The 18,941-nt window shown below is 68.9% G+C and carries 18 protein-coding genes and 1 pseudogene; 13 read left to right on the forward strand and 6 right to left on the reverse strand.

Going from position 1 to position 18,941, the window contains the following annotated elements:
* Positions 1-89 precede the first annotated feature (89 nt).
* From ACX938_RS03340 to ACX938_RS03395, 12 genes are all read left to right on the forward strand, one after another.
* Positions 90-1,382, forward strand: a complete 1,293-nt coding sequence (locus tag ACX938_RS03340; RefSeq protein WP_459429980.1) for an ABC transporter substrate-binding protein — start codon at positions 90-92, stop codon at positions 1,380-1,382.
* A 180-nt stretch (positions 1,383-1,562) separates the two neighbouring features.
* On the forward strand, positions 1,563-2,423 hold the full coding sequence (locus ACX938_RS03345) for a carbohydrate ABC transporter permease (RefSeq protein ID WP_370634982.1): 861 nt from the start codon (positions 1,563-1,565) through the stop codon (positions 2,421-2,423).
* A gap of 1 nt (position 2,424) precedes the next feature.
* On the forward strand, positions 2,425-2,787 hold the full coding sequence (locus ACX938_RS03350) for an MmcQ/YjbR family DNA-binding protein (RefSeq protein WP_459429981.1): 363 nt from the start codon (positions 2,425-2,427) through the stop codon (positions 2,785-2,787).
* Positions 2,787-3,635: a carbohydrate ABC transporter permease gene (locus ACX938_RS03355; RefSeq protein ID WP_232754933.1), complete on the forward strand. Its 849-nt coding sequence runs from the start codon at positions 2,787-2,789 to the stop codon at positions 3,633-3,635. Before ACX938_RS03350 ends, ACX938_RS03355 begins: the two co-directional genes overlap by 1 nt.
* Before the next feature lie 16 nt (positions 3,636-3,651).
* Complete coding sequence (melA, locus tag ACX938_RS03360) at positions 3,652-4,992, forward strand: alpha-galactosidase (RefSeq protein WP_459429982.1); 1,341 nt, start codon at positions 3,652-3,654, stop codon at positions 4,990-4,992.
* A gap of 170 nt (positions 4,993-5,162) precedes the next feature.
* Positions 5,163-6,878 carry an IlvD/Edd family dehydratase gene (locus ACX938_RS03365; RefSeq protein WP_459429983.1) on the forward strand — a complete coding sequence of 572 codons (1,716 nt, stop codon included), beginning with the start codon at positions 5,163-5,165 and terminating at the stop codon, positions 6,876-6,878.
* Positions 6,878-7,648, forward strand: coding sequence for an SDR family NAD(P)-dependent oxidoreductase (locus ACX938_RS03370; RefSeq protein WP_232754936.1), 771 nt, complete (start codon positions 6,878-6,880; stop codon positions 7,646-7,648). Before ACX938_RS03365 ends, ACX938_RS03370 begins: the two co-directional genes overlap by 1 nt.
* The gene (locus ACX938_RS03375; RefSeq protein WP_232754937.1) at positions 7,648-8,559 is read left to right on the forward strand and encodes a 2-dehydro-3-deoxygalactonokinase; all 912 of its coding nucleotides are present in this window, start codon (positions 7,648-7,650) and stop codon (positions 8,557-8,559) included. Before ACX938_RS03370 ends, ACX938_RS03375 begins: the two co-directional genes overlap by 1 nt.
* A complete protein-coding gene (locus ACX938_RS03380) occupies positions 8,556-9,161 on the forward strand; it encodes a 2-dehydro-3-deoxy-6-phosphogalactonate aldolase (RefSeq protein ID WP_459429984.1) in 606 nt (201 codons plus the stop codon). The genes ACX938_RS03375 and ACX938_RS03380 overlap by 4 nt, the downstream gene beginning before the upstream one ends.
* 41 nt (positions 9,162-9,202) lie before the next feature.
* Positions 9,203-11,104 (forward strand): beta-galactosidase, encoded by a 1,902-nt coding sequence (locus tag ACX938_RS03385; RefSeq protein WP_459429985.1) that lies wholly within the window; start codon positions 9,203-9,205, stop codon positions 11,102-11,104.
* A gap of 720 nt (positions 11,105-11,824) precedes the next feature.
* Positions 11,825-12,601, forward strand: coding sequence for an SDR family NAD(P)-dependent oxidoreductase (locus tag ACX938_RS03390; RefSeq protein WP_459429986.1), 777 nt, complete (start codon positions 11,825-11,827; stop codon positions 12,599-12,601).
* Positions 12,598-13,764 carry an NAD(P)/FAD-dependent oxidoreductase gene (locus ACX938_RS03395; protein ID WP_459429987.1) on the forward strand — a complete coding sequence of 389 codons (1,167 nt, stop codon included), beginning with the start codon at positions 12,598-12,600 and terminating at the stop codon, positions 13,762-13,764. The genes ACX938_RS03390 and ACX938_RS03395 overlap by 4 nt, the downstream gene beginning before the upstream one ends.
* Before the next feature lie 132 nt (positions 13,765-13,896).
* On the opposite strand, the gene ACX938_RS03400 is transcribed toward ACX938_RS03395, so the two are convergent.
* Together ACX938_RS03400 and hpt are read right to left on the reverse strand one after the other, a co-directional pair.
* Positions 13,897-14,076 carry a hypothetical protein gene (locus tag ACX938_RS03400; protein ID WP_459429988.1) on the reverse strand — a complete coding sequence of 60 codons (180 nt, stop codon included), beginning with the start codon at positions 14,074-14,076 and terminating at the stop codon, positions 13,897-13,899.
* 2 nt (positions 14,077-14,078) lie between these two features.
* Positions 14,079-14,618 (reverse strand): hypoxanthine phosphoribosyltransferase, encoded by a 540-nt coding sequence (hpt, locus tag ACX938_RS03405; protein WP_459429989.1) that lies wholly within the window; start codon positions 14,616-14,618, stop codon positions 14,079-14,081.
* Between the two features lie 68 nt (positions 14,619-14,686).
* Here hpt and ACX938_RS03410 point away from each other — a divergent pair, with 68 nt between their 5' ends.
* Positions 14,687-15,130 carry a type II toxin-antitoxin system RatA family toxin gene (locus ACX938_RS03410; protein WP_459429990.1) on the forward strand — a complete coding sequence of 148 codons (444 nt, stop codon included), beginning with the start codon at positions 14,687-14,689 and terminating at the stop codon, positions 15,128-15,130.
* 211 nt (positions 15,131-15,341) lie between these two features.
* Here ACX938_RS03410 and ACX938_RS03415 read toward each other — a convergent pair whose 3' ends face one another.
* The 4 genes and pseudogenes from ACX938_RS03415 to ACX938_RS03430 all read right to left on the reverse strand — a co-directional run bounded on the left by ACX938_RS03415 (position 15,342) and on the right by ACX938_RS03430 (position 18,795).
* A complete protein-coding gene (locus ACX938_RS03415; RefSeq protein WP_459429991.1) occupies positions 15,342-16,520 on the reverse strand; it encodes an ammonium transporter in 1,179 nt (392 codons plus the stop codon).
* A gap of 194 nt (positions 16,521-16,714) precedes the next feature.
* Positions 16,715-17,182 carry a CinA family protein gene (locus ACX938_RS03420; RefSeq protein ID WP_459429992.1) on the reverse strand — a complete coding sequence of 156 codons (468 nt, stop codon included), beginning with the start codon at positions 17,180-17,182 and terminating at the stop codon, positions 16,715-16,717.
* Positions 17,179-17,667, reverse strand: coding sequence for a phosphatidylglycerophosphatase A family protein (locus ACX938_RS03425; RefSeq protein ID WP_459429993.1), 489 nt, complete (start codon positions 17,665-17,667; stop codon positions 17,179-17,181). The genes ACX938_RS03420 and ACX938_RS03425 overlap by 4 nt, the downstream gene beginning before the upstream one ends.
* A pseudogene (locus ACX938_RS03430) lies at positions 17,664-18,795 on the reverse strand (bifunctional 2-C-methyl-D-erythritol 4-phosphate cytidylyltransferase/2-C-methyl-D-erythritol 2,4-cyclodiphosphate synthase). Before ACX938_RS03430 ends, ACX938_RS03425 begins: the two are co-directional and overlap by 4 nt.
* Between the last annotated feature and the right edge of the window lie 146 nt (positions 18,796-18,941).

Below are 18,941 nucleotides of genomic sequence, written 5' to 3' on the forward strand. Positions count from 1 at the left end.
ACAGCGATACGACGAATCCCGCATAGTTTCAATAGTTGGACTCAAGTTTCAAATAATGAGACAAGGGTTCCGAGCTAAGGGAGGACTTCATGCTCAGAACGCAACTCACCGCGGCAGCCGCGCTGTCGCTGGCCGCGGGCGGCGCCTTCGCGGCCGCCCATGAGACCCCGCTCAGCGGGACGCTCACGATCTTTTCGGACATGTCGAACCCGGCGCCCCGCGCCGTGATGGAGGGCATGGCGCAGCGCTTCGACGAGATGCACCCCGATCTCGACGTCGAGCTGACGGTCATCGACCGCGAGGCCTACAAGACCCAGATCCGCAACTTCCTGACCGCCAACCCGCCCGACGTGGCGAACTGGTATGCCGCCAACCGCATGGCACCCTATGTCGACGCGGGCCTCTTCGAGGATGTCTCGGACCTCTGGGCCGAGCCCGAGATCGCCGAGAACCTGGCCTCGACCAAAGGCGCGATGACCATAGACGGCAAGCAGTGGGGCGTGCCCTATACCTACTACCAGTGGGGCGTGTACTACCGCGAGGACATCTACAACGAGCTCGGCCTGAGCGAGCCCGCCACCTGGGACGAGTTCAAGGCCAACTGCCAGGCGATCCTCGACTCGGGCAAGAAGTGCTTCACCATCGGCTCGAAGTTCCTGTGGACCGCCGCCGGCTGGTTCGACTACCTCAACATGCGCACCAACGGCTATGACTTCCACATGGCCCTGACGCAGGGCGAGGTGGAATGGACCGACGACCGCGTCCGTCAGACCTTCGCCAACTGGCGCGAGCTGATCGACATGGGCGCCTATATCGACAACCACCAGTCCTACTCCTGGCAGGAGGCGCTGCCCTTCATGGTGAACGGCGAGGCCGCCGCCTACCTGATGGGCAACTTCGCCGTGGCGCCGCTGCGCGAGGCGGGGCTGGGCGACGACCAGCTCGACTTCTACCAGTTCCCGGCGATCAACCCCGACGTGGAGCTGGCCGAGGACGCGCCGACCGACACCTTCCACATCCCCTCGGGTGCGGAGAACAAGGAAGCCGCGCGCGCCTTTCTGCGGTTCATCGTGTCGGCTGAAAATCAGACCCTCATCAATGGCCCGGAAGAGCGCAACGATGCAGGCGAGATTGTGAAGCCCGGCCTCGGGCAGCTGCCGGTCAACGCGCAGAGCTCGGTCGACGACGACGAGATGCTGAACCAGGGCTTCGAGATGCTTTCCTCGAACAGCCCCGGCGGCATCGCGCAGTTCTTCGACCGCGACGCGCCCGCCGAGATGGCCTCGGTCGCCATGGAAGGCTTCCAGGAGTTCATGGTCTTCCCCGACAACCTCGAGGATATCCTCCAACGCCTCGAGCAGGCGCGCCAGCGGATCTACTGATCCCGACGCGCCATCCGGGCGGCCCTTCGCGGGCCGCCCGCACCTTCGGGCGGCCGGGCCCCGCGCCGGGCCCGGCCCCGACGACGCCCTGAACGAGCGGAGCGGCTTTCCATGACCACGGCCACCCTTCCCGACACCCATGCCGACAGCGGCGGGCCCGGCTTTCTCCGGCGCCACCGCATGACGCTGGCGCCCCTGCTGTTCCTGGCGCCGGGCGTGCTGTTCTTCCTGGTCTACGTGATCTTCCCGATCTTCCAGAGCTTCCAGGTCTCCTTCTACCGCTGGGACGGCCTCGGTCAGCCCGAGTTCATCGGGTTGCAGAACTACCAGGAGCTGGCCACCGACCGGGCCTTCGAGGTCTCGCTCTGGAACAACATGAAATGGCTGGTGCTCTACTTGCTGGCGATCCCCGGCGGGCTGTTCATCGCGCTCTTCCTGAACCAGACGGTCGCGGGCATCCGCATCTACAAGTCGCTGTTCTTCTTCCCCTTCGTGATCTCGCAGGTGGTGGTCGGCCTGGTCTTCACCTGGTTCTACGACCCGACCTTCGGGCTGTTGAACACGCTGCTGGAAAGCATCGGCCTGCCGGCGATCAACGTCCTCGGCGACCCGACGCTGGCGACCTACGGGATCATCGCCGCGGGCCTCTGGCCGCAGATCGCCTATTGCATGATCCTCTATCTCACCGGGTTGAACGCCGTGGACCCCGAGCAGATCGAGGCCGCGCGGCTCGACGGGGCCAAGGGGCTTCGGATGCTCTGGCACGTGATCCTGCCGCAGCTGCGCCCGGCGACCTTCATCGCCTTCGTGGTGACGATCATCGGCGCGCTGCGCTCCTTCGACCTGATCTCGATCATGACCAACGGCGGGCCCTTCGGCTCCACCCGGGTGCTGTCCTTCTACATGTTCGAGAAGGCGCTGTCGGAATACGGCTTCCGCATGGGCTACGGGGCGGCCATCGCGGTGGTGCTCTTCCTGATCATGCTCTGCTTCATCGCCTATTTCCTCTGGTCGATGTGGCGCCAGGAGCGGGGGCGCTGAGATGGCCGTGACCCGCCAGGAGATCGACGGCATCTGCGCCGCGCTGCCCGGCGCGGTGCTGGCCGAACCGCCGGGCCAGCTTCTGAGCTGGAAGGTCGGAGGCAAGATGTTCGCCTGTTTCGGCGACTTCGAGGACACCGGCGGCGTGTCGGTGAAATGCCCCGACCTCGACACCGCCGAGATGCTGATCGAGGCCGGAGCCGCCGAGCGCGCGCCCTATTTCCACCGCTCCTGGGTGCGGCTTCCCTACGACCGGACCGCGCCCGAGGAGGCGCGCCACCGGCTCACCGTCTCTTATGACACCGTGCGCGCGGGCCTCAGCAAGGCCCTGCGCGCCACCCTGCCAAACCGGGAGGACGCCTGATGTTCCCGAGACCGATCCAGCAGGCCTCGCGGCCGGCCCAGATCACCTACCAGTCGCTGATCCCCGTGGCGCTTCTGATGTGGCTCCTGCCGCTCGTGGCCGTGGCGATCTTCTCGATCAAGCCCGACACCGACTTCACCGCCGGCAACTACTGGGGCTGGCCCTCGAGCTTCCAGGGGCTCGCGAACTACGGCAAGGTCTTCTTCGAAAGCGACATGCCGCGCTACCTGATGAACTCGGTGCTGATCACCGTGCCCACGGTGATCGGCGCGGTGGCGCTGTCCTGCATGACCGGCTTCGCGCTGGGGGTCTACAAGTTCCGCGGCAACCTCTGGCTGTTCTTCATGTTCGTCGCGGGCAACTTCGTGCCCTTCCAGATCCTCATGGTGCCGGTCCGCGACCTGACGCTGGACCTGGGGCTCTACAACACCAAGATGGGGCTGGTGCTGTTCCACGTCGCCTTCCAGACCGGCTTCTGCACGCTCTTCATGCGCAACTTCATCCGCGCGCTGCCCTTCGAGCTGATCGAGGCCGCCCGGGTCGAGGGCGTGGCCGAATGGCGGATCTTCTGGTTCGTCGTCCTGCCCCTGATGAAGCCCGCGATCGCGGCGCTCTCGGTGCTGATCTTCACCTTCATCTGGAACGACTACTTCTGGGCGGTGGTGCTGACGCAGGGCGCCGAGAGCCAGCCCGTCACCGCCGGCATCACCTCGTTCAACGCGCAATACCGCGCCGCCTATCACCTGATGAGCGCCGGCTCGATCGTCGCGGCCCTGCCGCCGGTCGCGATGTTCTTCCTCATGCAACGCCACTTCATCGCCGGCCTGACGCTGGGCGCGGTGAAATAAGACACCCGGAGAGACCATGACACGTATCGCCTTCATCGGCGCCGGTTCGACGATCTTCATGAAGAACATCCTCGGGGACTGCCTGCATTTCCCCGCGCTCGAAGGGGTGACCTTCGCGCTGATGGACATCGACGCGGGTCGGCTCGAGGAAAGCGCGCTGGTCGCGCGCAAGCTGATCGCCGCCTCGGGCCGCCAGGCCCGGGTGGAGACCACGCTCGACCGGCGCGCGGCGCTCGACGGGGCGGATTTCGTCGTCACCGCCTTCCAGGTCGGGGGCTACAAGCCCTCGACGGTGATCGACTTCGAGATCCCGCGCCAATACGGGCTGCGCCAGACCATCGCCGACACCCTCGGCGTGGGCGGCATCATGCGGGGGCTGCGCACCGTGCCGCACCTCTGGGACGTGGCCCGCGACATGGCCGAGCTCTGCCCCGAGGCGACGCTCCTGCAATACGTGAACCCCATGGCGATCAACACCTGGGCGCTCGCCGAGGCCTTCCCGAAGCTGCGCCAGGTCGGGCTTTGCCATTCGGTGCAGAACACCGTGGAGGAGCTGGCCCATGACCTCGAGCTGCCGAAGGACGAGATCCGCTACCGCGTCGCCGGAGTGAACCACGTCGCCTTCTTCCTCGAGCTGACCCATGGCGGGCAGGACCTCTACCCGCGTCTGCGCGAGGGCTACCGCGCCGGGCGGCTGCCGAAGCCGCCGCTCCTGATGCCGCGCTGCTGGAACAAGGTGCGCTACGAGGCGATGGAGCACCTGGGCTATTTCTGCACCGAAAGCTCCGAGCATTTCGCCGAATACGTGCCCTGGTTCATCAAGTCGGGCCGCGAGGACCTGATCGAGGAGTTCAAGATCCCGCTCGACGAATACCCCCAGCGCTGCGTCGAGCAGATGGCCGACTGGTCCGCCCAGGCCAAAGCCTACCGCGAGACCGAGACCATCGCCTTCGAGAAGAGCCACGAGTTCGCCTCCGAGATCATCAACGCCATGGTCACCGACACGCCCTATCCGATCTACGGCAACCTGCCGAACCGGGGCCAGGCGCCGCAGCTGCCCAATGGCGCGGCGGTCGAGGTGCCTTGCATGGTCGATGCCAACGGCGTGCAGCCCACCGTGATCGACGACATCCCGCCGCAGCTCGTGGCGCTGATGCGCAGCCAGATCAACGTGCAGGAGCTGGTGGTCCGGGCGCTGATGGAAGAGAACGTCGAACACGTCTATCACGCCGCCATGATGGACCCGCATACCGCCGCCGAGTTGGACCTGCGCCAGATCCGCGCGCTGGTCGACGACCTGCTGGCCGCCCATGGCGAGATGCTTCCGGCCTTCGCCCGGAGGCGCCGGGCCGCCTGAGGCCCGCGGCCTGCGGCGCGAGGGTCCGGGCAGGGGGCGACGCCCCCCGGGCCTGGCCGGCCGAGTGACATTCCGCCCGCGCCCGAGGTCCGGGCGGGCAAGACACGACAGGCCGTGGGGCCCCGGACCGGGGCTGCCGCCGCCATAGAAGAGCAAATGATGGGACAGAGATGACCAAGACCCGCCGCTCCGCCAACTGGTATGGCAAGCTCGACAAGGATGGCTTCATCCACCGCTCCTGGATGAAGAACCAGGGCTTCCCCGACCACGCCTTCGACGGCCGCCCGGTGATCGGGATCTGCAACACCTGGTCCGAGCTGACCCCCTGCAACGCCGGGCTGCGCGACCTCGCCGAGGCGGTGAAGCGCGGCGTCTGGGAGGCCGGCGGCTTCCCGGTGGAATTCCCGGTCATGTCGCTGGGCGAGACCCAGATGAAGCCCACCGCCATGCTGTTCCGCAACCTCCTGTCGATGGACGTGGAGGAATCGATCCGCGCCTACGGCATGGACGGCGTCGTGCTCCTGGGCGGCTGCGACAAGACCACGCCGGGCCAGGTCATGGGCGCGGCCTCGGTCGATCTGCCCTCGATCGTGGTCTCCTCGGGGCCGATGCTGAACGGCAAGTGGAAGGGCCGCGACATCGGCTCGGGCACCGACGTCTGGAAGTTCTCCGAGGCGGTCCGCGCGGGCGAGATGACGCTGCAGGACTTCATGGCCGCGGAATCGGGCATGTCGCGCTCGGTCGGGGTCTGCATGACCATGGGCACCGCCTCGACCATGGCCTCGCTCTGCGAGGCGATGGGTCTGTCGCTGCCCACCAATGCCGCGCTGCCCGCGGTCGACGCCAGGCGCAAGGCGCTGGCGCATCTGACCGGCAAGCGCATCGTCGAGATGGTCGAGGAGGACCTGCGCCCCTCGCAGATCCTGACCCGCGAGGCCTTCCTGAACGCGATCCGCGCCAATGCCGCGGTCGGCGGTTCGACCAACGCGGTGGTGCACCTTCTGGCCATCGCCGGCCGGGTCGGGGTGGACCTCGACCTTTCGGCCTTCGAGGACGGCTCCGAGGTGCCGCTTCTGGCCAACTGCATGCCCTCGGGCAAATACCTGATGGAGGACTTCTGCTACGCCGGCGGCATGCCGGTGATCCTCAACGAGCTGATGCAGAAGGGCCTTCTGGAGACCGCGCAGACGGTGCTGGGCCAGGACATCTCGGCCTATGGGACCGGCGCGGAATGCCACAACCGCGACGTGATCCACAGCTTCGACGCCCCGGTGAAACCGGCGGCGGGGCTGCGCGTCCTGCGCGGCAACCTCGCGCCCGACGGGGCCATCGTGAAGCCCTCGGCGGCCTCGGACCACCTGCTGGAGCACGAGGGTGAGGCCTATGTCTTCGAGAACATCGAGGAGCTGAAGGCCAATATCGACCGCGACGACCTGCCGGTCACGCCCGAGACCATCCTGGTGCTCAAGGGCTGCGGGCCCAAGGGCTACCCGGGCATGGCCGAGGTCGGCAACATGCCGATCCCGGGCAAGCTGGTGAAAGAGGGCGTGCGCGACATGATCCGGGTCTCGGACGCGCGCATGTCGGGCACCGCCTTCGGCACGGTGATCCTGCACGTCAGCCCCGAGGCCCAGGCCGGCGGCCCGCTGGCGCTGGTCCAGACCGGCGACCGCATCCGCGTCAGCGCCTCGAAAGGGCAGCTCGAGCTCATGGTCGCCGAGGACGAACTCGAGGCCCGGCGCGCGCGTTGGGCGCCTGAACCGCCGCGCTACGAGCGCGGCTACGCGAAACTCTATATCGACCACGTGCTGCAGGCCGACCGGGGGGCGGATCTCGACTTCCTCGTCGGCAAGGACACGCGGCCCGTCACCAGGGAGAGCCACTGATGAGCGACACCGCAACCTATCCCGACCTCAAGGACGCCTCGGTCTTCATCACCGGCGGCGGTTCGGGCATCGGCGCCGCGCTGACCGAGGGCTTCCTGCGCCAGGGCGCCAAGGTCGCCTTCGTCGGCCGCTCCGACGCCTCGGAGTTCGTCGAGGAGGTCACGGCTTCGACCGGCAACCGGCCGCTCTTCATCCAGTGCGACATCACCGATGTCGCGGCGCTGAAAGCCGCCATCGAGACCGCCGCCAAGGCGCATGGCCCGATCACCCGGCTGGTCAACAACGCCGCCAACGACCAGCGCCACAGCGCGCTCGAGGTCACCGAGGAGTTCTGGGACTGGTCCCAGGACATCAACCTCAAGGCCTATTTCTTCGCCTGCCAGGCGGTGATCCCGGGCATGCAAAAGGCCGGCGGCGGGCGCATCGTGAACTTCACCTCGATCAGCTACATGATGGGGAACGCGGGCTATCCCGCCTATACGACCGCCAATGCCGGCATCAACGGCATGACCCGCAGCCTCGCCCGCGAGTTCGGCCCCGACCGGATCGCCGTGAACGCGCTGGCGCCGGGCTGGGTTCTGACCCAGAAGCAGCTCGACAAATGGGCCGAGCCCGCCGCGCTCGAGGCGCATCTCGGCAAGCAGTGCCTGAAGGACCACCTCGGCCCCGAGGACATCGTGGCGCCGACGCTTTTCCTGTCCTCCGCGGCCAGCCGGATGATGACCGGCCAGGCGCTGGTGGTCGACGGCGGCGTGGTGGTGACGGGCTGATGGCGGCGCTCGACTGGATCGCGGTCGACTGGGGCACCTCGAACCTGCGCGCCTGGCTGATCGGCCAGGACGGCGCGGTGGCCGACCGGCGCAGCTCGGACCAGGGGATGAACCGGCTCGACCGGGCGGGTTTCGAGCCGGCGCTCCTGGACCTCGTGGGCGATGCCTTGCCCGCCGACCGGGCGGTGCCCGTGGTGGTCTGCGGCATGGCGGGCTCGCGCCAGGGCTGGGCCGAGGCGCCCTACCGCGCGGTGCCCTGCGCGCCGCCGGGCCTTGACGCCGCGACCGAGGTCGCGACCGAGGATCCGCGCCTCGCGGTGCGCATCCTGCCCGGGATCAAGCAGGCCCAGCCCGCCGACGTCATGCGCGGCGAGGAGACCCAGATCGCCGGGATCTTCGCCGCTCGGCCCGAGTTCGACGGCACCATCTGCCTGCCCGGCACCCATACCAAGTGGGTGCAATGCTCGGCCCGCGAGGTGGTGAGCTTCCGCACCTATATGACCGGCGAGATTTTCGCGCTCCTGCGCGACGCCTCGGTGCTGCGCCACTCGCTCGGCACCGAGGGCTGGGACGCCGCGGCCTTCGACGCCGCGGTCTCGGATGCCATGTCGCGGCCCGCGCCGCTGGCCGCCAACCTCTTTTCGCTGCGCGCCGAGGCGCTGCTGGCCGATCTGCCACCCGAGACGGCGCTGGCGCGGCTTTCCGGGCAGCTCATCGGCATGGAGCTTGCCGGGGCGCGCGCCTATTGGCTGGGCCAGCCGGTGATCGTCGCCGGCAACGGCGGCCAGGCCGAGGCCTATGCCCGCGCGCTCGAAGCCCAGGGCGCCGCCGTCGACCGGCTCGACGCCGAGGACATCACGCTTGCCGGGCTGACCGCCGCCCGGGCCCAACTCAGAAAGGCCGCATCATGAGCCGCAAGGTCATCGCCATCCTGCGCGGGATCACCCCCGACGAGGCCGTGCCGATCTGCGAGGCGCTGCTCGAGCAGGGCATCGACCGGATCGAGGTGCCGCTGAACTCGCCCGATCCCTTCGACAGCATCGACCGCATGGTCGGCGCCTGCGGAGACCGCGCGCTGATCGGCGCGGGCACGGTGCTCGATCCCGCGGCGGTCGACAGGCTCGCGGGGATCGGCGCGGGAATGGTGGTCTCGCCCGACTGCTGCCCCGAGGTGATCCGCGCCACGAAAGCCGCGGGCATGCAATCCTACCCCGGCGTCTTTACCGCCACCGAGTGTTTTGCCGCGCTCCGCGCCGGGGCCGACGGGCTGAAGCTCTTTCCCGCCTTCAAGCTCGGCACCGACGGGCTCAAGGCGCTTGCCGCCGTCTTGCCGCCCGAGGCCGAGACCTATGCCGTGGGCGGGGTCGGGGCCGAGGATTTTGCCGACTGGCGCGCCGCGGGCGTGACCGGCTTCGGCATGGGCACCAGCCTCTACAAGCCCGGCTTCACCCCCGAGGAGGTCGCCCGGCGCGCCGCCCAGGTCGTCACGGCCTGGGACGCGCTGCCCGGCTGATCCGTCGTCTCCCCCACATTCCCTGACCGCGAGAGCCCCCGATGCGCCGCACGCTTGGCACCTGCTATTACCCCGAACACTGGCCCCGCGAAATCTGGGAAGAGGACGCCCGGCGCATGGTCGAAGCGGGCCTCACCTGGGTCCGCATCGGCGAGTTCGCCTGGTCGCGGCTCGAGCCCGCGCCGGGGCGATTCGAGTGGGACTGGCTCGACACCGCCATGCATGTCCTGGGGCAGGCGGGGCTGAAGGTCGTCCTCGGCACGCCCACCGCCACGCCGCCGCGCTGGGTGGTCGACAAACACCCCGACATGCTGGCCCGCGACGTCGACGGCCGTGCGCGCGGCTACGGCTCGCGGCGGCACTACTGCTTTTCGCATGAAGGCTACCTGGCCGAATGCCGCCGGATCGTGACCGCCCTGGCCGATCGCTACGGCCATCACCCGCATCTCGCGGCCTGGCAGACCGACAACGAATACGGCTGCCACGACACCGCGGTCTCCTATTCCGAGGCGGCGCGCGACGCCTTCCGCGACTGGCTGGCGCAGCGCTACCAGTCGGTCGAGGCGCTGAACCGCGCCTGGGGCAATGTCTTCTGGTCGATGGACTACGACAGCTTCGACCAGATCGAGCTGCCCCATCTAACCGTGACCGAGCCCAACCCGGCCCATAGCCTGGCCTTCCGGCGCTTTTCCTCGGACCAGGTGGTGCGCTTCAACCGCGCCCAGGTCGAGATCATCCGCGCCCGCTCCAAGGCGCCGATCTCGCACAACTACATGGGCCGCGAGACCGGCTTCGATCACTACAAGGTCGGCGAAGACCTCGATTTCGTGACCTGGGATTCCTATCCCTTGGGCTTTCTCGAGGACCGGGTCGGCGCGGATGCCCAGACCCAGCGCCGCTACGCCCGCCAGGGCGAGCCGGATTTCCAGGCTTTCCACCACGACATCTACCGCGCCGCGGGGCGGGGGCGCTGGTGGGTCATGGAGCAGCAGCCCGGGCCGGTGAACTGGGCGCCGCACAATCCTTCGCCCTTGCCGGGCATGGTGCGCTTCTGGACCTGGGAGGCCTTTGCCCATGGCGCCGAGGCGGTCTGTTACTTCCGCTGGCGCCAGGCGCCTTTCGCCCAGGAGCAGCTCCACACCGGCATGTTGCGCCCCGACAGCGCCGAGGCGCCCGCCTATGGCGAGGCGCAGCAGGTGGCCCGCGAGCTCTCCGCGCGTTCCGAGGTGACGGCGGGTCGCGCGCCGGTCGCGCTGATCTTCGATTTCGACGCGGCCTGGGCCTGGGAGGTGCAGCCGCATGGCGCGGGACTGTCCTATTTCGACCTGGTGCTCGATCACTACCGGGCGCTGCGCCGGGCCGGGCTCAGCATCGACATCCTGCCGCCCGAGGGCGACCTTTCGGGCTATGCCATGGTGCTGGCGCCGGGGCTGAACCACATGCCCGAGGAGTTGAAGGCGCGGCTGAGCGGCTGCGGCGCCGAGGTGCTGATCGGCCCTCGAAGCGGCGCGCGGGACGGCGAGTTCTCCATCCCCGTGCCGCTGCCGCCCGCGATGCCCGGGCTCGACCTGCGGGTCTCCCGTGTCGAGAGCCTGCGCCCCGACATGCCCCTGCCGCTTGAAGGCGGCGGCGCCGCGACGCGCTACCTCGAGGAGATCGAGGGCGGGGCCGAGGTGGTGCTGGCCACGGAGGCGGGCCAGCCCGTCGCCATGCGCGGCGGACGCTTGCTCTACATGGGCGGCTGGGGCGATGCCGCGGCGCTCGACCGGCTGGTGGCCTGGATGGCTGACAGGGCCGGGGTGGCGCTGCGGGTTCTGCCCGAGGGCGTGCGCTGCCGCGAGACCGCGACCGAGCGCTTCTGGTTCAACCACAACGCCGAGGCGGTGGAGACCGAGGTTGGTGTTATCGGGCCGGCGGATTTCCTGGTGGAGGAGCTGGGGTAGGGATGTTGGCGCCCTCAGCTTGGGCCTTTGGTGAAGGGGGGGACGCGCTTTTTGCGGAAGACCCCCCAAGACTGTCCTTTGCATCAGTGCGATCGGGGGAAGCTGGCTCCTCTTGCGCCCGAATAGCACCGAAGGTGCCGGGCGCGCGCCGGACCGGCCCGATGGGCCGGCGCTCCTTGGTGTGGCGTGCTTAGCGTCTCTTTCGTCCTGACCTTGCCGGGATAAAGCGCATAGCTCGGAGGTCGGCAGCGCCGGCCCCCGGTCCGGCGCGCGCCCTCGGGTGGGGCGTGTTGAGAGGTTGGTGGGCGCGGTGTCTGCGTGTGACACAACAAACCGGCCTGTGCATGTGAGAGAGATCGGTTGAAGTCCGGCCTTCTTGCGCCCGAACAGCACTGAGGGTGCCGGGCGCGCGCCGGACCGGCCCGATGGGCCGGCGCTCTTTGGGGTGGCGTGCTCAGCCTTTCTCTAGTCCTGACCTTGCCGGGATAAAGCGCCTCGCTCAGAACTCAGTAGCGCCGGCCCCCGGTCCGGCGCGCGCCCTCGGGTGGGGCGTGTTGAGAGGGTGCCGGGGTGGCCTCTGCGGGAGACACCCCAGACCGACCCCCGGCAGCTCCCCCAGCCGCCCGCCACCTGCCCACCCCAAGCCCCCCAATCCCGGGCTTGCGCCCCGGGACGAGCCTGTCACAGTGGCGCAAAATCCCCCCATCAAGGAGCCGCCATATGCGAGAGACCGACCGCGCCGTGATCGTGACAGGGGCCGCCCAGGGCCTCGGGCTGGCCTGTGCCGAACGCTTCATCTCCGACGGCGACCGGGTGCTCATGGTCGACGTCAAGGAAGAGGCGCTGCTCGCCGCCGCGGATCGGCTCGGCGCGAACGCCGTCGCCCATGCGGCCGATCTCTCGACGCTCAACGCCGAGGGCGCCGCGGAGATCGTCGCCGCCTGCCGCGAGGCCTTCGGGCGCTGCGACGTGCTGATCAACAACGCCGGCATCATCGTCCAGGCCGATTTCGTCGACTTCCCCGAGGACGGCTTCGACCAGACTATGGCGGTCAACCTCAAGGCGCCCTTCCTTCTGGGCCAGGCCGCCGCGCGGGCGATGATCGACCAGGGCGAAGGCGGCGCCATCGTCAACATGTCCTCGGTCAACGCCGAACTCGCGATCCCCAACACCGTCGCCTATGCCTGCTCCAAGGGCGGCATGAAGCAGCTCACCGCGGTCATGTCGATCGGGCTGATCAAGCACGGCATCCGCGTCAACGCCATCGGGCCGGGCACGATCCTGACCGACATGGTGCGCCAGTCGGTCATGCAGTCCGACGCGGCGCGCAACACCATCCTGTCGCGGACGCCCGCGGGGCGCTGCGGGGAACCCTCCGAGGTGGCCTCGGTCGCAGCCTTCCTCTGCGGCCCGGATGCCTCTTACGTGGTGGGCCAGACGATCTATCCCGACGGCGGGCGCATGGTGCTGAACTACACCGTGCCCGTGCCCGAGTGAGCGCGGCGCGGAGCCCCGAGGCCTCCCGCGTCGTCATCCTCGGCGGCGCGGCCATGGGCTCGTTCTGCGCCATGTCGCTGCGGGATCAGGGCTTTGCCGGCCCGATCACCGTGGTCGAGCGCGACCCGAGCTATGCCCGCGCCTCGACGGCGCTCTCGGCGGCGGGGATCCGCACCCAGTTCGACACGCCGCTCCTGGTCGAGATGTCGCTTTTCGGCGCCGACTACCTGCGCCAGGCGGGCGAGATCATGGCCTTCCGCGAGGAGGGCTACCTGGTCCTCGCCGACGAGACCGGGGCCGAGCACCGCGCCCGGCTGGCCGAGATGCAGAATGCCACAGGCGCCGAGGTGGCGCTGCTCGACCGCGCCGAGCTCTCCCGGCGCTTTCCGCATCTGAACACCGAGGACCTGGCCTGCGGCACGCTCGGCACCCGCAATGAGGGTTGGTTCGACGCCTGGTCGATGCTGACCCAGGCGCGGGCCCGGGCGCGGGAGGCCGGCGTCGACTATTTGACCGGCGAGGTCACGGGGCTCGAAGCCCAGGCTGGCGCGGTGACCCAGGTGGTCCTGAAAGACGGCACGACCTTGCCCTGCGACTGGTGCGTGCTGGCCGCGGGCGCGCATTCGGCGCCGCTGGTCGCCGGGCTCGGCATCGACCTGCCGGTCGTGGCCAAGAAGCGCACCGCCTTCGCCTTCCGCGCGCCGGTCGATCCGGCGGGGCTGCCGCTCACCTGCGATGTCTCGGGCTTCTGGCTGCGTCCCGAGGGGCAGGGCTTCATCGGCGGCATCCAGCCCCCGCCCGAGCGCGACGACCACCCGCCCGAGGACCTCGAGCCCGACCACGAGTTGCTGCTCGACCTCTTCTGGCCAAACCTCGCGCACCGGGTTCCGGCCATGGAGGAGCTTCGGCTCGACCGCACCTGGGCAGGGCACTACGAGATGAACATGCTAGATCAGAACGCGGTGATCGGCCCGCATGACCGCTTCGGCAACCTGGTCTTCTGCACCGGCTTCTCGGGCCACGGCGTGCAGCACGCGCCCGCGGCGGGGCGGGGCGTGGCGGAATGGATCCGTCATGGCGCCTACCGCAGCCTCGATCTCGGCCCGCTGGGCTGGGCGCGGATCCGCGACGGGCAGCCGCTCTCCGAAGGCATGGTGTTCTGAGGGCGGATCGCTTTTTGCGGTGAGGTTCGGGGCAGGGGGGGGGCGGCGGTCACGCCGTGCGAGCTTAATCCCCAAGCGTCCCGAAGGCCGCCAAACGACGCCCGCGAGCCAAGCCCCTCCACACCCGCGCGCCTAGCGCGACACCCGGTTCGGCGGCGAATAAGCCTCGAAGGTCAGCGCCTCGGGCCAGCCGATCCAGCGCTCCACCGCGTAGAGCGCCAGGCAGAGACCGACGATGCCCAGCAGGATCTTCACCTGCGTCTCGCTCTTGGGGCGTTGCGCCCAGAGCCGCATCCTCAGAAGCCAGCGCATGCTCACTCCGTGAAGCGGACCTTGCCGATGAAGCCCAGGTTGCGGTTGCGCTGCGCGTAGTCGATGCCGTAGCCGACCACGAACTCGTCGGGGATCTCGAAGCCGATCCAATCGGCGCGGATGTCCACCTCGCGGCGCGTCGGCTTGTCGAGCAGCGCAATGGTCCGCAGCTGCCGGGGCGCGCGGCTTTCCAGAAGCTTGATGACGTGGCTCAGCGTGTAGCCGGTGTCGACGATGTCCTCGACGACCAGCACGTCGCGGCCCTCGATGCCGGTGCGCAGGTCCTTCAGGATCCGCACCTCGCGGCTCGATTCCATCGAATCGCCGTAAGAGGAGACCTCGAGGAAATCCACCTCCACCGGCAGGCCAAGCTCGCGGACGAGGTCCGCGATGAAGACGAAAGACCCCCGCAAGAGGCCGACCACGACCAGCTTGTTGGTGTCCTTGAAGTCCTTCTCGATCTCTTGCGCCAGCGCCTCGATGCGCGCCGCGATGGCCTTGGCCGAGATCATCTCGTCGATCACGTAACTAGGTTGGGACATCTCGTTCCCTTGATTTTGTCTCGCCTCTATACGACATGACGAGCGGTTGTCACCAGCGGAGCGAGGCAGTGCCAAAGCATTCCGAAACCAAGACTTTGCCCTATGCGGCGGACGATATGTACCGGCTCGTCGCGGATGTCGAATCCTACCCGGACTTCCTGCCATGGTGCGCCGCCGCGCGCATCCGGTCGACCGAGGAGAAAGCCGACAGAAAGGTCATGCTGGCCGACCTGGTGATCTCGTTCCGAGTCTTCCGCGAGCGTTTCGGCAGCCGGGTGACGCTGTTCCCCGAGGACCGCAAGATCGACACCGAGTATCTCGACGGGCCGTTCCGCTACATGGAGAGCCGCTGGGCCTTCCGCGACGTGGACGGCGGCTGCGAGGTCAGCTTCCACGTCGATTTCGAGTTCAAGAACCGCATCCTGCAGGGCGCGGCGGGGATGTTCTTCTACGAGGCGATGCAGCGCATCGTGCGCGCCTTCGAGCGCCGGGCGGCCGAGCTTTACGGCTAGCGCCGGGGCTTGGTCTTGCGGCTGGGCTGAGGTGGACGCTTGGGCCCGCGAGGTGTCCAGGGCAGGGTGGCGCCGGGCAGCCTTGACTGAGAAGAGAGGCCGAGGGGACTGACGGCCACCACGCTGCAAGACCCCACCGATCTCCCCCAGAGCCAAAGAAAAAGGCGGGCCGCTTGGACCCGCCTTTCTGTCGTCTGTTGCGTGGGCGCGTTCAGCTCGCCACGTCGTAGGCCCGCTCGCCGTGCACCGAGATGTCGAGCCCGTTGTGCTCGTCCTCCTCGGTGACGCGCAGCGGCGTGATCGCCCGGCAGACGATGACCAGCACCAGCGTCACGACCAGGGTGAAGACCCCGACGATCACCAGGCTGCCGAGCTGCGCGGCCCAGCTGCCCGCGCCGAAGGCCGCGATCATCACCGTGCCGAAGATGCCGCCGACGCCATGCACCGCGAAGACGTCGAGCGTGTCGTCGATCTTCAACCGGTTGCGGATCAGGTTCACCGCCTCCTGGCAGAGGATGCCCGCGACCGCGCCGATGATCAGCGCCTCGACGGGGCCCACGAAGCCCGAGGCCGGGGTGATCGAGGCCAGGCCCGCGATGGTGCCGGTGACCATGCCCACGAGGCTCGCTTTGCCGAACTTCAGCTTCTCCCAGAGCGCCCAGGTCAGCGAGGCGGTGGCCGCCGAGATATGCGTCACCGTCAGGGCCATGGCCGCGCCACCGTCGGCGGCGAGCTGCGAGCCGCCGTTGAAGCCGAACCAGCCGACCCAGAGCATGGCCGCGCCAATCATCGTGTAACCGGGGTTGTGCGGCGGGATGGTGTTCTTCTTCCGCGGCCCCAGGAAGACCGCGAGGATCAGCGCCGCGATGCCCGCGGTCTCATGCACCACGATGCCGCCGGCGAAGTCGCGCACGCCGGTCTCGCCGAAGATGCCGCCATCGGCCAGCATCCCGCCGCCCCAGACCCAATGCACCACCGGCGCGTAGCACAGGAGCATCCAGAGCCCCGAGAACAGCAGTACGAAGCCGAAGCCCACGCGCTCGACGTAGGCGCCGACGATCAGCGCGGGCGTGATGATTGCGAAGGTCATCTGGAAGGCGAAGAACAGCACCTCGGGCAGGGTGCCCGACAGGCTGTCGGCGGTGACCCCGCTGAGGAAGATCTTGCCCAAGCCGCCCCAGAGCGCGCCGCCGTCGCCGAAGGCGATGGAATAGCCGAAGGCGAACCACAAGACGCTCATCAGGCAGGCGATGGCGTAACAATGCATGAAGACGCTGAGCACGTTGCGGGCCCGCACGAGCCCTCCGTAAAACAGCGCCAGCCCCGGCAGCGTCATGAACAAGACAAGCGCGGTGGCGGTGATGATCCAGGCGGTATCCGCTCCGTTCATTGGTCCCTCTTCCTCCGTTGACCTCGGTGGCGGCGGAGAAAGCGGAAAAGCGCTGCGCGAAAAAGCGGCAGGGGGCCCAGGGGGCGCTGAAAACACGGTCATTTTGCGAAATGCGCCGAATTTGAGCGCAAATCATGGGCAGGCGCCCGTTTTATGGGCGGTTTGCGAAGGGTTCCGCGCGGGCGCCGGCGTGGTCAGTCGAGCGCGGCGATCAGGAGCCGCAGCGCGTGCGCGACCGTGGCGCGACGCACCTCGGCGCGGCCCAGGGGGCCGAAGTCCACCGTCTCGCTCCGGGTGCCCTTGGGCGTGGCCAGGCCAAAGCAGACCCGGCCCTCGGGCTTGTGTTCGGAGCCGCCGGGCCCCGCGATGCCGGTGACCGAGACCGCGAGGTCGGCGCCCGAGCGGGCCAGCGCGCCCGCCGCCATCTCTTGCGCGACCGGCTCGGAGACCGCGCCATGCGCCTCGAGCGTGGCGGGTTGGACGCCCAGCATCTCGGTCTTGGCGGCGTTGGAATAGGTGACGAAGCCCCGGTCGAAGATCGCCGAGGAACCCGCCACATCGGTGATCGCCCCGGCGATCAGCCCGCCGGTGCAGCTTTCCGCGGTGGCCAGCACCCGGCCTTCGGCGCGGGCGCGGGTCAGAAGCTCCTCGGCGGCGCTCATAGCAGCACCAGGTGCCAGGCCGCGCCAAGCGCGAAGGTCGCGAGCGCCGCGAAGACCCCGGCGATCAGGTCGTCGAGCATGACGCCGAAGGGCGTGCCCATGCGGTCCGCGCGGCCCACGAGCCAGGGTTTCCAGATGTCGAAAAGCCGGAAGAAGACCAGCCCCGCGACCCAGCCGGGCCAAAGCGCCAGCACGTCCGCGCCGGTGAAGAATGCCCCGTAACCCACTGGGAAGAGGGCGATCCACTGGCCCGCCACCTCGTCGATCACGATCTCGGAGGGGTCGTGGTCCTCGCGGTCCGCGGTCTCGCGGGCGATGGCCCAGGTGCCAAGCGGCACCAGCAGCAGCGTGGCGACCAGCGTCAGCGCCAGCCCGCCCAGCTCATAGAGCGCGAAGTAAAGCGGCAGGGCGGCCAGCGAGCCCCAGGTGCCCGGCGCGGGGCGCAGGTGGCCGACCCCGAAGAGCGTGGCGATCAGCGCGCTCATGCCGCCACCAGCGCGGCGGTGGCGAGGGCTGCGATGCCCTCTTCGCGGCCGGTGAAGCCGAGCCGCTCGGAGGTTGTCGCCTTGACCGAGACGCGGGCTGCGTCGAGCGACATGAGTTCCGCCATTTTCGCTTGCATATCAGAACCATGCGGGCCGATCTTCGGGCGCTCGCAGATCAGCGTGACGTCGATATTGGCGATCCGGTAGCCGCGCGCAGCCGCCAGTTCGACCGCGTGGCGCAGGAAGATCTCGCTCTCGGCGCCTTTCCACTGCGGGTCCGAGGGCGGGAAGTGCCGGCCGATGTCGCCCTCGGCCAGCGCGCCGTAGATCGCATCGGTCACCGCATGCATGCCCACGTCCGCGTCGGAATGCCCGTCGAGCGTGCGGTCATGCGGCACCCGCACCCCGCAGAGCATGACGTGGTCGCCCTCGCGAAAGCGGTGCACGTCGAAGCCGTTACCGAGCCGGATGTCCATTCTGCCTCTCCAGGATGTCGCGCGCGCGGTCGAAATCGCCGGGCGCGGTGATTTTCAGGTTGTCCTCGGCGCCCGCGACGATGGCGACGCTGAGGCCGGCGGCGCGGGCCACCTCCACGTCGTCGGCGGCGGTGCCGTCGTGGCCGCGATGGGCCGCCAGGATCGGCGCGAAGCGGAAGCCCTGCGGCGTCTGCGCGCGGAACAGCCCGTCGCGCGGCTGGGTGCCGGTGACCCGGCCCTCGGCGCCGGTCCAGAGCGCGTCGGTGACCGCCAGAGCCGGGGCCGCGCCGTCGGAAAAATCGAGCGCGGCCAGAACGTTGTCGATCACCTCTGAGGTGACGCAGGGGCGCGCCACGTCATGGATTAGCACCCGGTCGGGCGGGTCCGCAGCCAGCGCCTCGAGCCCGGCGCGGACCGAGGCGGCGCGGCTTTCGCCGCCCGCGACCAACTCGGCGCCGAGGCCCGCAAGCTCGCGCGCGGCCTGGTCCATGTCCTCGATATGCACCGCCACGATGCGCCGCGCGGCGGCTGCGAAGCGCCCGACGGTCCAGCGCGCGACGCTCTGGCCCGCCAGTGCGCGCCACTGCTTCGGCACCGGTCCCCCGGCGCGGGCGCCGCGTCCCGCGGCCACGATGATCACGGCGTAGTCCATGCGCTTCCTTTTCCCCAAGGCCTTCATTAAGAGACAGCCCGTTGCTTCGCAACGCCAGCGCAATTGCCCAAAAATTGGGCGCTCGCCCGGTTTTGCGGCGGCTCCGCCCCCCGCAGGCCCCCCGCAGGCGTTGAATAAGCGCCGTG

The sequence above is a fragment of the Roseivivax sp. genome (assembly GCF_054552075.1).